Here is a 14,253-nt window from a genome sequence, read left to right as displayed (position 1 = left end):
CCGAGTGACGTCCCGACGCCACGGGAGCGTCGATGCCCGGAGGGCGCCACGGGTGACCAGGCCATACGCTGAAGTCGTGAGCGTGCTGCGGTATCAGCGGCGTGCACGGGTAGTCGCTGGGGACGGCGCCGCATGGTGCGCGCGTGACGACGGGAGGTCAGATGCTTGTCGGCCAGGTACTTCACCGGTCGGGTGTCCGTAGTACGCACCTGCAACTGGCGTCCCTCGGATCGGTCGCGCTGTGCATCGGCTTCTGGGCCCGCGCGAAGGGCTACGACCAGGACGAGCGGGGCAACGCCGAGCGTCGGGCGCTGTTCGTCGGACTCTGGCCGCCGATGTTCTGGCTGATGGGCCAAAGCGTGGAGGCTTACGAGCGATGACCAGGGCGATCGAGACGGGCGCGTGCCCTCCCAGTCAGTGGGCCGGTCGTGCTGCGTAAGGAACGCCTCCACGGCGCCAAGGCCGCGGCACGACTCGATGCCCTCACCCCGCTGGATGTGAACTACCGCCTGCCACCGGGATCGGCTCCGGACTGGAACCACCACTGGCACCTGGACTCGCGCCGGATCGCCGTGGCCCGCGAGGCGCCGGGGCAGCCCGTGCCCGGTGGTGCGTTCGACATCGCCTGCCGGCTGGTGCGCGACTACCAGTTCCCCGACCGCCGCATCCTGCGCGCCCTCTACCGGCGCGACGGCCCGCTCCTGGGCCGCAACATGCTCCTGGAGGGGCACTTTCTCGCTCTCCGCTTCGACCTGGGGGTACGCGTTACCTCCGTCATCGACGAGACACGCGGCACCGGCACGAACGCGCGGCGCGTGTGGGGCTGGGGCTACCAGACCCTCGAAGGCCACCTCGAACAGGGCGAACTCATCTACGAGGTGATCAAGCACCTGCGTACCGGGGACGTGACGTTCGCCGTCCGCGGCCATTCCCGCCGGGGCCCCATCGCCAATCCGGTGGTCCGCCTCGGCTTCGTCCTCTTCGGCCGGACGATGCAGCACCTGTTCTACCTGGCGGCCATCCGCCGCCTGCGTGATCTTGTGGACGCGCAGCTGCGGGGCGCGCCACCGCTGCCCGTCGAAACCGTCAGGAGCGACGAGAGGATCGCTGTCGCTCCCAGCGGCGGCTGACGCTCGCGCGAGCGAGCCGTTTCCGCGTGTCCCCGTGGTCGCGTAGCCGCGTGTCCGCGTGGCCGCTGTGGCCGGCTCAGCGGTCCTCCGCGCCGCGGCACAGTTCGGGATCGACGACGCGGGTCAGGATGCTGACACCGCCGTGCGGCCGGCCGCCGGCGATACGCGCCACGCGCAGGCAGAAGTGCACCCACATGTTGAACTGCACCTCTTTGGCGACCCGCAGCCGGCCGTAGACGAGGTCCGCAAGGCGGTCACCGGCCCGCGCCCACGCCTCCACCTCGAAGCACAAGAACCCTTCCTGTGCCGCGGTGCGGAACTCGACCTGGCCCGCTTCCAGGTGCCCCTTCAACGTGGCCAGGCGGAGCGAGGTGGCGTCGCGGTGCACCACGCGCACCGGGCCGTCCCAAGGTCCCGGCATCTTGACCCGGTACTCATGCCCCACCCGTGCGTCCTCCTCGTCGCCGAGCGTCTTGCGGAACTCGGCGACGCCGAAGGGCGCTGGGCGGTCGAGGTTGTGCGCGACGGTGTCCAGCAGCGCCGCGGGATCCGAGGATGCCTCTTCGATACGGACGGTGAAGCGCCGGTGGAGCAGGGGGCCGAAGCCGTCGCCGAGGCGCTGCACGGCACCGTCCGCGAGATCGGCGGGCAGGGGCGGAGGCAGATCGCTGCCGTCCCCCTCCTCCTCCGCGCGGTGCAGTGCTGTGACCCGCCACAGATAGCGCCAGGTGGTCAGCAGCAGCCCCGCCGGCAGCCGCAGCAGCAGGCCGGCCGTCCGGCTCGCGAAAGGTCGCTGCGGTGGCCTGCCATGGGAAGGGCCCATACGTCCACCATGCCATCGACAGGCGGACGCGTCAGCTTCGACGCGCACGACGCATCGGACATCGCCCGTCAGCCATCGGCCATCGACAGTCAACCGGCAGCCGTCGGCCCTCAGGTGTCGGCCGTCAGGTGTCGCGGACGGTGTCCGCGAGGGGCGGTGAGTGGTAGGCGGTGGCGTCGCCGTCGATCCAGCCTTCCAGATCGGGCGGGTGGGGGCGGGCGCCGCCCAGGAGGTACACGGCGACCAGCGCGCAGCCTCCCGCGGCGCAGACCGCCAGGGTGATCACGACCGCCAGGTGCACGCCTGCCACGAGCGAGCCGGCCGTCTGCGCGACGGCGAGCAGCAGGGGCGCCAGCAGGAACGCCGCTTCCGACCTCAGCAGCTCGACGAGCGCGAAGGTCGGCCCGATGCTCGTGGAGGGCACGCTGAGCCCCGCCATGAACAGCCCGGGAGCGACGCCGGCGCCGGCCCCGTAGCCGAGGAGGACAGCGGCGACCGGCGTGATCACCTGGGCGTTCGCCGGCGAGAGGAACAGCAGCAGTGCCGCCCCCGCCATGACGGCGAGCAGGCCGGACAGGGCCAGCCAGGGCGTCCACCGGGTGGGCAGGGCGCGCTTGAACAGCCAGGCGGCGAGGGCGATCCCGGGCAGCTGCGCGGTGACGAGCAGGCCCACCAGCACCGGCGCGTAGCCCTTCCCTTGCATCAGGTAGAGCTCGGCCAGTTCGAGCAGCGCTGTGAAGGCCGCGCCGACGAGCATCGCCCCGCCGGTGCCGGTGACGGGCAGCGTGTTGCTGATCAGCTTGACCGGCATGAGCGGCTCCGCCTTGCGGTACTGGGCGACGACGAGCGCGGTGACACACCCCACCCCCACCACGACCGGGCCGATGAACAGCGGCGAGCCGAACGAGCCGCGCGTCAGCCAGGACACGCCGAAGAACGGAAGGAACGTCCCACCGAACGCGAGCGGGATCGCCAGCCAGTCGAAGCGCATGCCGGGCTCCGGCGGCTCGCTGTCCTCGAAGGCCAGCAGGCCGACCCCCACGGCCGCGGCGCCCAGCGCGGCCACCGCGGCATACAGCGGCCGCCAGCCGTGGAAGGAGCCGGCGAGCCCGCCGACCAGCGGCCCGAGCGTCACGACACCGAAGAGGCCCAGGTTGACGATGGCCGCGGTGGCCGGCAGCTTCTTGGCGCCGTGCGTCGTCACGAGCGGAGGCAGCGCGGCGACCAGCAGCATGCCGGTGGCCACCCCCTGGAAGATCATGCCCACGGCGAAAGCGACGATCCCCTGGGCGCTCAGCGCGAGCAGCGAGCTGCAGACGAACCCGATCTCGCAACCCAGGTACAGGCGGCGCCTGGAGACGCGGTGGTAGACGTCGGCCGCGACGACCGCGCCGAACGCGTACCCGGCGTTGGCCAGGCCGCTGGTGACCTGCAGCCCGAACATGCCCGCGCCGAGGTCGTGCTCCAGCTGCTGCTGGAAGAGCGTGGTGGCCGTGGTGAGCACCAGGAACGGGCACAGGGCCAGCAGCGCCATGGCGGCGGCGGCCGGATAGCTGCCGGCGAACGGGGGCCGGCCGTCCCTCGCACCCAGCACGTCCTCACCGGCCCGTCTCACCCGCGTCGCGTCCCGCCGGCCACGCCCGCGCGAAGCCCCGGCACCCAGACTAGGAAACGGGCCGCGGCACGACCGGCCAACACACCGAGGCGCGTCCGTACCCCGCGTCCGTACCCCTCGGGAGACCGCGGCCGGGGCACACGCACGCGAAGGGGTACACGTAAAGGCGCTCGCCCGGCCCTCACCGCCGGGGAAGCCGGCGAACACGGAGGTACGTCCATGGCCACCCTGCCCGCACGCTGCGATGTGATCGTCGTCGGCGCCGGTCTCGCCGGTCTCGCCGCCGCCCTGGAACTGACCGGACGGGGCGCCGAGGTCACCCTCCTGGAGGCGGGCACCGACGTCGGGGGCAGGGTCGCCACCGACCGCAAGGACGGCTACCTGCTGGACCGGGGCTTTCAAGTGCTGAACGTCCCGTATCCCGAGGCTCAGGAGGTGCTCGACCTGCCCTCGCTCGACCTGCGGCCGTTCACCCGCGCCCTCGCCCTCCACACGAACGGCGCACGCGCCACGCTCGCCGACCCGCGCCGCGCCCCGCTGGCGCTGCCACGCCTGATCGGCGCGCCCATCGGCACGCCACGGGCGAAGGCGGCACTGGCCCGGTACGCGCTGCGCACGTCCTTCCTGCCGGTGGAGGGAATCCTGCACCGCCACGACGTGCCGGCCGGCCGCCACTGGCGCGCCATGGGGCTGGCCGACGAGACCGTGGAGCGCCTGCTGCGGCCCTTCTTCACCGGCCTGACGCTGGACCCGGACGCCACCACATCGGGACGCTTCGTCGACCTCATGCTGCGCATGTTCGTCCGCGGCGAGGTCGCCGTGCCCGCCGACGGGATGGCGGCGTTGCCCCGCGGCCTCGCCGCACGGCTCCCCGCCGGCACGGTGCACCTGTCGACGCCGGTACGGGAGGTGACGGCAGGCAGCGCCGTCACGGAGAGCGGCACGGTCGGGGCGCGCGCGGTGATCGTCGCGACGGACGCCGACACCGCCGCCGGGCTGCTGCCGGGACTGCCGGTACCCCGCTGGCACGGTGTGACCACCTGGTACCACTCCACGGCCGTGCCGCCCGCCACCGGTGCGACACTCCTCGTGGACGCCGACGACTCCCCCGTCGACAACACCATCGTCATCAGCGCCGCCGCTCCCGGCTACGCTCCCCCGGGCCGCGCCCTCGTCGCCACGTCCACCGCCCACCGCGAAGACGCGCCGCGCGGTGCGGCCGCCGAAGCCGTGGTGCGGCGCAGGCTCGCCGAGCTGTACCGCGAGCCCACCCGCGACTGGGACCTCGTCGCCACCTACGACATCCCGCACGCCCTGCCCGCGATGACCGCGCCGCACCCCTTCACGCGCCCCGCTCGCGCGGGAGACGTGTTCGTCTGCGGCGACCACCGCGACACCAGCTCCATCCAGGGCGCGCTCCACTCGGGCCGCCGGGTGGCCCACGCGGTCGCCACCACGCTGGGGCTCGGCGACCCCGCACGCACGCGTCCTCAGAAGGCGTAGCGCAGGGTGAGCCAGGGAGCGTGTGACGCGATGAGTTCGCGCAGCCGTTGCACGGCGGGGCCTTTGACGCCGGTGCGGTAGCGGACGTTGGTGTCGCCGTTCTGTGAGTGCTTGGCCTGTTGCAGGTCCGGTCGCCACAGCAGTTCCTCGGCGCTCGGGTGCCAGCCCAGATTGACCTCGTGCAGCGCCTTGTTGTGCGTCAGCAGGATGGCCTCCGCCGCGGCCTGTTTCTTGACCGCGGGCGGCAGGACGTCGTCCATGTGCCGCAACAGCACGGCCCAATCCTTGTCCCAGCCGGGTCTCAGGACGACGGGTGACAGGTTGAAGTGCACCTCGTAACCGGCTTCGAGGAAGTCCTCGGCGGCGGCGATTCGCTCCGGGACGGGGCTGGAGCGGATGTCGAGCAGCCGGGAGTCCTCCGGTGGCATCACCGAGAACCTGATCCGCGTACGGCCGCGCGGATCGAGGCAGAGCAGCTCGCGGTTGACGAACTTGGTGGCGAACGATGCCTTCGCCGTCGGCCACCCGCGGAACGCGCGGATCATGTCGGCGGTGTTGTCGCAGATCAGCGCGTCGACGGAGCAGTCACCGTTCTCGCCGATGTCGTAGACCCACGCCTTGGGATCGCACTGACTCGGCGTGTCCTTGTGGCCTTGGCCGGCGATGTGCCTGGCGAGGTGGGCGATGATGCGGTCGGTGTTCGTGAACAGCGTGATCGGGTTGGCGTACCCCTTGCGACGCGGTACGTAGCAGTAGGCGCACGCCATCGCGCAGCCGTTGGAGGCGCCGGGGGCGATCCAGTCCGCGGAGCGGCCGTTGGGGCGTACGGTGAGGGTTTTGCGTACTCCCAGCACGAGTGTCTCCGTCTTCACTCGCACCCATCGCTCGACGTTGCCCTCATTGCCGTGGAGATGAGGAATGCGCCAGTGGGAGTCCACTTCGATGACGCGAGCATCCGGGAAGCGATCCAGGACGGCGCGGCCGCGGGGAGAAGCCGCGGCGTCGGGCTCGGCGTAGATCTCGCGGATGTCGAACAACCGGGCGGCGGCCGACGACGGCGGTGAGGGCTCCGGGTGGGGCGAGAGCGCTTCCGCGGGGAAGAGCGCGCCCTGGCCCGCGGTGTGGTCATCAGAAGGTGGGGGCATCATGCTTCCGGACGGTTGAGGATGTCCCGTCGGGTCATCGTGCGACCAATTGTCCTCCGTCCCTCATCGAGCCACCGGCCGGCCGAGCCACCGGCCGGCCGGTGGAAGGCGCGGAGGTGGCCGCGGGCGCCTTCCACTGCCGCCCGTCTACTTCTTCTCGTAGTTCGCGAGGGCGAGGCCGAGGCCGAAGAACGAGGGGGCCCAGTGGCCGATGAAGATGCCCCAACGGTCCGCGCGGTCCACGTCGGCGTCCTCGGCCTGCTGGGAGATGCCCCACGCCACGTAGGACGCCGCGATGGACGCGAAGGCGGCCAGGTAGCAGTGCTCGCTGCGCAGCCCGTTCTCGTGGAGGGTCTTAACGATCATGTAAGCAGCCCTTTCTTCTGGATACTGCCTCAATCGGAGCATCCGGTCACTGGGCCGACCCGTTGTGCGCGTCCGTTCGAGTCCGCGGGCGAGCCGGCCACCAGGCGTGATCGCCCAGTTCCCGTACGAGCGCCGGCACGAGCAGCGAGCGGACCAGCAGGGTGTCGAGCAGGACGCCGAAGGCGACGATGAACGCGATCTGCACGAGGAAGGACAGGGGGATGACGGCGAGCGCCGCGAAGGTGACGGCCAGGACGACTCCCGCTGAGGTGATCACGCCTCCGGTCGCGGTCAGTCCGCGCAGCACGCCTTCGCGCGAGCCGAGCCGCAGGGACTCCTCGCGCACGCGCGTCATCAGGAAGATGTTGTAGTCGACGCCGAGGGCCACGAGGAAGACGAACCCGTACAACGGGACGGACGCGTCGGTGCCGGTGAAGCCGAGAAGGTGCTGGAAGACCAGCGAGGAGACGCCGAGAGTGGCGCCGTAGTTCAGCGCGACGGTGGCGACGAGCAGCAGCGGCAGCAGTACGGAGCGGAGCAGCCCGAAGAGGATGACGAGGATGATCAGGAGCACCACCGGGATGATGAGTGTCCTGTCGTGTTCCGCGGTCGTCTGGGTGTCGTACTGCTGGGCCGTGTAGCCCCCGACGAGGGCGTGCGCGCCGGGCACGGCGCGGACGCGCTCGCGCAGCCGCACGATGGTGGCTTTGGCGGCATCGCTGTCGGGCGCGGCGGCGAGTGTCGCCTCGATGCTGACCTTTCCGCCGACGACCTTGGGCGTGCCGCCGGGCCGGCCGCCGGCGGAGACGGGCGCCGCGCCGGTCACGCCGGGCGTCGCGGCCGCCGCCGCGGTGGTCCGCTTCGCGCTGCCGGCAGCGGCGATCACCACGGCAGGCTGTCCCGAGCCGCCGGGAAAGTGGGCGTCGAGGGTCTTCTGTGCCTGCACGGACGGCGCGGTCCCGGTGAAGGTCTCGTCCAGCGGGACGCCCCGGGAGTCGAGAGTGGGCGCGAAGGCGGCGCAGGCGCACAGTAGCACGAGCGCCCCGGCCCAGATGCGGCGTGGGTGGCGGTCGACCTGGCCGGCCACGCGGTTCCAGATCCCGCTTCCGCGACGGCCGGTGGAGGCGGCGCGGGGTTTGGTGGGCCAGTAGGCGGCCCGCCCGAGCAGGACGAGTACGGCGGGTACGAAGGTGAGGGTGGACACCACCGCGCAGACGATGCCGATGGCGCCGACCGGCCCCAGGGCGCGGTTGTTGGACAGGTCGCTCAGCAGGAGAGCGAGCAGGGCGAGCGCGACGGTCGCCGCGCTGGCGGTGATGGCAGCGACGGACCTGCGCACCGCTGCCCGCACGGCCGCGAACCGGTCTCCGGCTCTGGCGAGTTCCTCGCGGAAACGGGCCGTCAGCAGGAGTGCGTAGTCCGTCGACGCACCGATGACGAGGATGGACAGAATGCCCTGCACCTGCCCGTCGACATGGACGACGCCGTGCCGGGCGAGCGCGTACACGACCGCGGAGGCGACACCGAGCGCGAACACCGCACTGATGATCACGACGAACGGCATGAGCACGCTTCGGTACACGAGGACGAGGATCAGCAGGACCGCGAGGAGGGCGACACCGAGCAGCAGCCCGTCGATGCCGGCGAAGGCGTCGGACAGGTCGGCCTGGCTCGCGGCCGGCCCGGCGATCTCGGCCCGCGCCCCGTCGACGTGGTCCGCGCGGTGCCGCAGGGACGTGACGGCCGGGGCCAGCCGGTCACCGAGATCGGAACGGACGTTCACGACACCCTCCAGCGCGCGGCCGTCCTTCGAGAGCATCGGCGGCGACGGCGCCCCCACGACACCGGGGACGTCACTCATGGCCGACAGCGCGTCAGCCGCCTGGGCCCGCTGCGCCGGGGTGACCGGTGAGTCGCCGGTGCTCCACACGGCGATCGCGGGCAGCGTCTGGCGCTGGTCGAAGGCCTTCTGCGCGTGCAGGACCTTGGTCGACTCCGCGCTCTTGGGGAGGAAGGCGGCCTGATCGTTGGTCGCCACCTGGCCGAGCTTTCCCGCGTAGGGGCCGAGGGTGCCGCCGACGGCCAGCCAGGCGACGACGAGGAGCGCGGGCACGAGCCACCGCAGACGAGAGCGTGCACCGGCCATGGAAGCTCCTCGACTCCTCGACAGACGACGATATATCTCAACCATAAAGTATCTCAATGATTGAGGTTATAGACTGCCCGCATGCCACCACGGGAACCAGCTGAGCCTTCGCCGGGCAACGGCCCCGACCTGCGCGCCTATGCCGTGCAACTACGCGCGATGAACGCGGAGTTCAATCGGGTGGCCCACGGCTTCGCGCACGCGCAGGAACTGCACCCGACCGATGTGCAGGCGCTGGTGGCCATCATGGACGCGCCTTCCACGGACGGCGCCCCCATGACACCCGGGAGGCTCCGCGAACGGCTGAGCCTCACGTCCGGAGCGGTCAGCGCATGCCTCGACAGGCTGGAGAGGGCCGGGCACGTGCGGCGGACGCGCGACAGCCAGGACCGCAGGGTCGTCCACCTGACGTACGAACCCGCCGCCGCCGACATGGCCCGCGCCTACTTCGAACCGCTGGCACACAGCCTCAGAACCGCCCTCGACGGCATGGACGCGGACGCACAGAACGTGGTCCTCACCTTCCTGCACGACCTGACGCAACAGCTCGTCCTGCAGCGCACAGGACAGAGAGCAGCCGGCACATGAACGGCGTTGCCGAATACCGACCGGCCCTCATTCGCCGGCTCGCAATGGCATATGTGACAGTGCCAGAGCTCGGGCAGGGGCTCGGATGCTTGGCGGCTAGGCGTCCGCGATCCAGCTGCCGTGGAATCCCAGCGGTACCCGGCCGGGCAGCTGAACGCGGGCCAGCGGGTGACCGGCGAAGTCCTGGGCCGCGAGGATCACCAAGTCGGTCGCGCCGCGATCGGGGTCGTTCACGTACGAGAGGACGTAACCGTCGTCCTCGTCGCGCGCCCCGCGCCGCGGGACGAACACCGGCTCACTGACCGCCGCGTCCCCGGCGAAGCGGCGGACCTGCCTGCTGCCTCGCAGCATGTCGTGCTTCATCAGGTAGTTGGTGAACTTCTCGTCCGGCGGCACCCCGTCGACGGTCTCGTACGCGCGCCACATCTCGGCCGCGCTCGCGGTGTAGGCATAGCGGTGCCGTCGCGACACCAGGGACTCGTTGATGCGGGGGAATTCCTGCGGACGGTCGTCCAGCCGAGCGCTGCTGACGCGGTCGGCGCGCAGGTCGATCGTCCATCGATCCAGCGTCGGGGACCCGGTCGCGGTGGGCCCGCCCATGCCGCGCCCGGCGGCGTAGAACGGCGCGGGGAACCCGATGTACTCCACCACGACCGTGTCACCCTGGTCGTAGGCGTTGAGGGTGTGCGAGTAGTACACGGGATCGATCTCGAACCAGCGCGTGGTACCGCCGGCGCGCGGCAACAGCCCGATGCGCATGGGATGCCTGTCGTTCCACACGTACGGCACGATCGCGCCCGCCTCCGCGGCGGCACCGTCGAAAGTGATCGGCACGTCCACGATCACCACGTACTTCTCGGTGAGTGCGAAGTCGTGCATCATCGGCGCGTCCGCGACGGGGACCCGCGTGGTCCGCGCCACCCTGCCGGTCCGGTCGATCATGATGTGGCGCACGTGGTCCCAGGTGGGGTAGTACGCGATCGCGTGCAACTCGTCGGCCGCCGCGTCGTACTTCGTGTGCGCGGCGAAAGCGCCCGTGAGCGTGGAGCGGAAGTCGTACGGGCGCACGGTGCCGAGTTCGCCGTCCAGCTCGTACGGCAGCGGCCCGCCTTCCTGCATCGCCAGGATGCGGCCCTTGTAGGGGATCACGTGCGTGTTGCACGCGAAGTCGTCCGGCGGTACCCGGCCCGGGTAGGCCTCCCCCAGCTTCGCCGTCACCTGCGAGGACCGCACCCAGCGGTTGCGGTACCACTCCGCGCGCCCGCCGCGCAGCCGGACACCGTGCACCATCCCGTCGCCGATCATCCAGTGATGGGCACGTACATCCTCGAGGGCCAGCGCGTTCGGGCCGTTACGCAGGTAGCGGCCGTCCAGGTCACGCGGGATGCGTCCGGTGACCTTGAGGTCGAAGGCGGTCAGCTCCTCGGTGACCGGCGCGAAGGCCCCGTCCAGGAACGGGGTCGCCCCCGTCCCGCCGCTCGTCGAGGCCACGGGACTCGCCTGTGCCGCGGCCGTGAAGAACCCGGTCCCCAGACCGCTCCCGACCACACTGCCCGCTGCCGCGACCGCTGCGCCCTTGAGAAGTCTCCGCCGCGTGTGACTGGCCATCATGCTTCCTCGCTCCGTCGCAGGTGCCGGCCTGCCGGCCGGATTGGTGGTGCGGGACCAACCCTCCTCCGCGACCGTCGGGGAAGCAGGTGGCGCAGGCCCCGAATCGGGAGGTGGTGCCGGCACCACCCTCTGAGGCCGTCATGTCGCGACGACCTCCCGCTGCCTCGTCCCCGCTCGGACGTTCCGCGGGCCGGGCCCTCAGGTTTCCCTCCCGTGGAACCGTGCCTTGCGGTCCGTCGGATCGGCGGATGGTGTCAGATCCGGTAAGCGGCGACGTAACGGGCGGGGTTGGTGTCCAGTTCGCCGTGCCGGCGAGTGAGGCACTGTTCAGCGAAGGTGCGGCCTGTGGTGACGATCTCGTCCAGTGGGTCGAGGTAGGCGGGGACGTGCGGCGGTTCCAGGCCGGCGGTGACGCGGGCGTTGAGACCGACGCGGGCGAGGCGGAGCAGTTCGGCGGCCAGGGGGCGGACCGGGGTGTTGCCGAGGCGGGTGTCCAGGCCGCGGGCCGGCAGTTCGATGCGGGCTGCTCGGTGGTCGTCAGCGGTGTGATGTGCCAGCAAATCCCAGGCCGCTTGGCAGGACTCGGGGTGGTAGGTCAGGCCTGTCCACAGTGCGGGCAGGGCTGCGATGTGCTGTTGGGGCGGGCCGTCGGCTCCGCGCAGCTCCAGGGTGCGGCGTACCCGAGTGTCCGTCCACAGCTGGTCGAGGTGGCCGGCCCAGTCGTCCGGGGTGGGGGGTGCGCCGTCGTGCAGGCCGTCTCGAAGCAGGTCGGCGAAAGTGCTGCCGGGAGCGCGGTGGTAGCTGCCGTCGTCGGTGCGGTAGTGGATCAGCGGGATGCGAAGGGCCCAGTCGACGATGTCTTCGGCGGTGACGTCGGGCCGAAGGGCCGGGGTCAGCAGGCCATGGCGGCGTGGGTCCATCCTCAGCCACGCCCAGGACCGGTGGGACAGCAGGCCGCACGGACGGCCCTCGTGGATCGGGGAGTTGACGAGGAGGGCGGACACGACGGGCGCGGCGGCGGTCTGCATCCGTAGTTTGTGGGTGAAGTCCCCGGGGCTGACGAAGTCGAGGGTGACCTGGGTGGACAGCGACTGCGCCATCACATGGGGGGCCCGGGCGCCGGACGGGCCGAGGTCGGCGAAGTACTGGCGCATGATGGCTCCGCGCGTCATGGGTACCCAATCGACGTCGGCGAGCCGTCCGAAGGGCATGTTGCCGCCCGGGACGAGAGCCAGGTCGAATCGTGCGGCCAGGTCGGCGAGCCGGGCCAGCGCCGCCCGCACTTCGTCCACGGCTCTGCCCACGCCCGGCGCGGGCCTCGAGGAGTACTCGATCTGGCCGCCGTGCTCCAACGTGACGCTGCCGCCGCCGGGCAGGTGGACGCCAGTCAACTGCCCGGCGTCGTACGCGGGTTCGCCGCCCCAGTCTCGCAGCACTGCCTTCAGGACCGCGCGTACGCCGCATCGGCCGTGGTAGCGGGCCGGGATTCCGGTCTCCGGGTCGAGCAGTGCGCATTCGACTTCCACGCCGACCTGCTCCACGGCGTGCGGGGCCGGTGTCAGCGGCGTACGCAGGGCTGCTTCGTCGAGTGGCCTCCGCTGACTCATCGGGTCGTCACCGACGCTGAGGTGCGTGTCTGCCGGGCCTGTTCGAGCAGCTTGCCGACGGCGCTGAGCGCGGACTGCGCCGCGCCCTGACACCAGGCGTGTGCGCCGGACAGGTGCTCGCCCGCGAAGAAGATCCGTGGCTGCTCGGCCGGGTGCGGGGCGCCGAGTACGGACAGGTAGCGAAGGTGCTCGCCGGGGGTGAGGTGTGCGAACGCGCCACCGCCCATGCCGGTCTGCGTGTCCCAGTTGCAGTGGACGACGTCGTCGACGTCCGCGGTGATGCCGGGGTGCAGCTTTTCCAGGCACTTCAGGACCAGGGTCTCGCGGTCGGCCTGTTCCAGTGCGGCGAACCGGCGGGCGTTGGCTCCCCACAGGTATGCGCCGAGCAGCGCGGCGGGCTCGGCCGAGCGCCGCGGGTCGTGGGAGCCCCAGCGGGGCGTGCCCGTGCCGTTGACGTTGCCGTCGACGCGGACGGCGTTGTCGGAGGGGTACCAGACCTGCTGGATGGGCAGGTCGGTGAAGCTGCCGCCGCCGTGGATGCCGTCCTCGCTCTCCCAGCGGCGGCGGGTCACGTGGAGCACGGTCTTGGCGCTGCTGGCGTAGCTGATGCCGCGCACGGCGTGGCGCTGCGGGTGGGGCAGGCCGGGCGTGAGGGTGATCTGGTCAAGCGCGGGAGCGGGGACACAGCAGACGACGAAGTCGGCGATGTCGTCGAGCCGGCCTCCGATGCGCCGGCCGTGCACGCGGACGCCGCCTGGTGTCAGGGCGAGCTCGTCGATCCGGGTCGACAGGCGCAGCGTGCCGGGTCGCAGTGCGCGGGCGAAGGCGTGGATGAGGGAGTCCAGGCCGTCGGCGAGTTCGACCTGCCCGCGGTGGAAGAGACCGAAGTAGTCGACGAGGACCTCCAGCAGGGAGGAGTGTTCGTAGTGGAACAGGCCACTGGCGTGGCCGAACAGGTCCCAGGCGTCCTGGGAGAGATGCTCGCGGACGAACTGCCACAAGGACAGCGAGGCCGCGTGTTCCAGTGCGGGTCCGTCCCAGTCGCCTTCCAGTGCGCGTCGCTGCTGATCGACGGTCAAGGCCTGCCAGACGGGGCGGAGGATCCGCTCCAGCAGGACGGACGGCTCAAGATGCTCCTCCGGCCGCAGAGTGAAGGCGGGAAACAGCGACGCGACCTCGCGTACGCCGGACCCGATGGCCACGCAGGTGATAGTAGGCCTGTGGGTTGGCGTTGACGAAGGGTCTGGTCGCCAGACGGAACCGCGAAACGTAGTGCAGAACGCAGTGGTGGTTCGCGGGGATACGCATCGCTCCGAGGTCGGCGTGGACGCCGTCCCAGAACCGGTGCGTGCGCACGCGCCCACCCGGCCGGTTACCGCGTTCGTAGACAGCCACGTCGAAACCGCGCCGCTGAAGTTCGTAGGCGCACACCAGACCCGCGATGCCCGCCCCGACCACGACCACCCGGCCGCCCGGGCCGGCCACCGGCCGCAGGAGGGCGGGCGGGAACGCGAAACTGGTGTCGAACATCGGGGGCAACCCTTCGACGGAAGGCCCCGACGGCCCACCCACGCCAAGCAGGCAGGGGGGCCCGGAAGATTTCAAGTCCAGTGAGACGGTCGTGAGGCTATGAGGTTTGTGGTGCGGGTTCCCTGCGTTTGGCCGGGTCGTTGATCCAGGCCGCCTGCGGTATCTCGGGTGGTCGGGGGCGGCGGCCGA

13 protein-coding genes are annotated in these 14,253 nt (G+C 71.3%); 4 read left to right on the top strand and 9 right to left on the bottom strand.

Annotated features, from left to right (window positions below; translation table 11 throughout):
- The first annotated feature begins 143 nt into the window (after positions 1-143).
- Both JFN87_RS06390 and JFN87_RS06385 read left to right on the top strand, forming a co-directional pair.
- Entirely contained in the window at positions 144-380 is a 237-nt protein-coding gene (locus JFN87_RS06390) for a hypothetical protein (protein ID WP_307865328.1), read from the top strand.
- Between the two features lie 48 nt (positions 381-428).
- Positions 429-1,130, top strand: a complete 702-nt coding sequence (locus JFN87_RS06385; protein ID WP_209338905.1) for a DUF1990 family protein — start codon at positions 429-431, stop codon at positions 1,128-1,130.
- A 76-nt stretch (positions 1,131-1,206) separates the two neighbouring features.
- Here JFN87_RS06385 and JFN87_RS06380 read toward each other — a convergent pair whose 3' ends face one another.
- Both JFN87_RS06380 and JFN87_RS06375 read right to left on the bottom strand, forming a co-directional pair.
- Positions 1,207-1,953, bottom strand: a complete 747-nt coding sequence (locus JFN87_RS06380) for a DUF1990 family protein (RefSeq protein ID WP_209338904.1) — start codon at positions 1,951-1,953, stop codon at positions 1,207-1,209.
- 124 nt (positions 1,954-2,077) lie between these two features.
- Positions 2,078-3,568 carry an MFS transporter gene (locus JFN87_RS06375; protein ID WP_307865327.1) on the bottom strand — a complete coding sequence of 497 codons (1,491 nt, stop codon included), beginning with the start codon at positions 3,566-3,568 and terminating at the stop codon, positions 2,078-2,080.
- 219 nt (positions 3,569-3,787) lie between these two features.
- On the opposite strand from JFN87_RS06375, the gene JFN87_RS06370 reads away from it, so the two are divergent.
- Complete coding sequence (locus JFN87_RS06370; protein WP_209338903.1) at positions 3,788-5,071, top strand: NAD(P)/FAD-dependent oxidoreductase; 1,284 nt, start codon at positions 3,788-3,790, stop codon at positions 5,069-5,071.
- Here JFN87_RS06370 and JFN87_RS06365 read toward each other — a convergent pair.
- The 3 genes from JFN87_RS06365 to JFN87_RS06355 form a co-directional block, all read right to left on the bottom strand.
- On the bottom strand, positions 5,059-6,216 hold the full coding sequence (locus tag JFN87_RS06365; protein ID WP_209338955.1) for a spore photoproduct lyase family protein: 1,158 nt from the start codon (positions 6,214-6,216) through the stop codon (positions 5,059-5,061). The genes JFN87_RS06370 and JFN87_RS06365 overlap by 13 nt on opposite strands.
- 147 nt (positions 6,217-6,363) lie before the next feature.
- The gene (locus JFN87_RS06360; protein WP_209338902.1) at positions 6,364-6,582 is read right to left on the bottom strand and encodes a hypothetical protein; all 219 of its coding nucleotides are present in this window, start codon (positions 6,580-6,582) and stop codon (positions 6,364-6,366) included.
- Between the two features lie 46 nt (positions 6,583-6,628).
- Entirely contained in the window at positions 6,629-8,728 is a 2,100-nt protein-coding gene (locus JFN87_RS06355; protein WP_209338901.1) for an MMPL family transporter, read from the bottom strand.
- A gap of 81 nt (positions 8,729-8,809) precedes the next feature.
- On the opposite strand from JFN87_RS06355, the gene JFN87_RS06350 reads away from it, so the two are divergent.
- The gene (locus JFN87_RS06350) at positions 8,810-9,316 is read left to right on the top strand and encodes a MarR family winged helix-turn-helix transcriptional regulator (RefSeq protein ID WP_209338900.1); all 507 of its coding nucleotides are present in this window, start codon (positions 8,810-8,812) and stop codon (positions 9,314-9,316) included.
- Between the two features lie 96 nt (positions 9,317-9,412).
- On the opposite strand, the gene JFN87_RS06345 is transcribed toward JFN87_RS06350, so the two are convergent.
- The 4 genes from JFN87_RS06345 to JFN87_RS06330 all read right to left on the bottom strand — a co-directional run bounded on the left by JFN87_RS06345 (position 9,413) and on the right by JFN87_RS06330 (position 14,064).
- A complete protein-coding gene (locus tag JFN87_RS06345) occupies positions 9,413-10,924 on the bottom strand; it encodes a carotenoid oxygenase family protein (RefSeq protein ID WP_209338899.1) in 1,512 nt (503 codons plus the stop codon).
- A gap of 257 nt (positions 10,925-11,181) precedes the next feature.
- Entirely contained in the window at positions 11,182-12,534 is a 1,353-nt protein-coding gene (locus JFN87_RS06340; RefSeq protein WP_209338898.1) for a glutamate-cysteine ligase family protein, read from the bottom strand.
- The gene (locus tag JFN87_RS06335) at positions 12,531-13,736 is read right to left on the bottom strand and encodes a flavin monoamine oxidase family protein (protein ID WP_209338897.1); all 1,206 of its coding nucleotides are present in this window, start codon (positions 13,734-13,736) and stop codon (positions 12,531-12,533) included. Before JFN87_RS06335 ends, JFN87_RS06340 begins: the two co-directional genes overlap by 4 nt.
- The gene (locus tag JFN87_RS06330; RefSeq protein ID WP_209338896.1) at positions 13,660-14,064 is read right to left on the bottom strand and encodes a flavin monoamine oxidase family protein; all 405 of its coding nucleotides are present in this window, start codon (positions 14,062-14,064) and stop codon (positions 13,660-13,662) included. The genes JFN87_RS06335 and JFN87_RS06330 overlap by 77 nt, the downstream gene beginning before the upstream one ends.
- Positions 14,065-14,253 lie beyond the last annotated feature (189 nt).

Origin of the sequence: Streptomyces montanisoli, from assembly GCF_017813245.1 — a bacterium.
In the GTDB taxonomy this organism is placed as follows: Bacteria; Actinomycetota; Actinomycetes; order Streptomycetales; family Streptomycetaceae; genus Streptomyces; species Streptomyces montanisoli.
Note: the sequence above shows the minus strand (reverse complement) of the source record. Positions and strands in the feature narration are given on the sequence as shown.